Consider the following 290-nt stretch of genomic DNA (forward strand, 5'->3'; position numbering starts at 1 on the left):
AACGTCCTACTCTCACAGGGACAAGGTCCCAACTACCATCGGCGCTAGAGAGCTTAACTTCCGTGTTCGGTATGGGAACGGGTGTGACCTCTCTGCCATCATTACCAGACTATATTCATTTAAGACAAGAATTATTATAACTCATTTACTTTTGAAAGTCAACAAGTTTTTTATATTCTTTCAAAACTAGATAACATTGCTACATATTATATGGTTAAGTCCTCGATCTATTAGTATTCGTCAGCTCCACATGTCACCATGCTTCCACCTCGAACCTATCAACCTGATCA

1 rRNA gene is annotated in these 290 nt (G+C 39.7%); it reads right to left on the reverse strand.

The features are described 5' to 3' along the window. Positions 1-109 (reverse strand): 5S ribosomal RNA (gene rrf, locus MR107_RS30685); the annotation flags it as partial. Positions 110-290: the final 181 nt, after the last annotated feature.

This window comes from Bacillus cereus group sp. BfR-BA-01441, assembly GCF_022663075.1.
GTDB classification, from domain to species: Bacteria; Bacillota; Bacilli; order Bacillales; family Bacillaceae_G; genus Bacillus_A; species Bacillus_A cereus.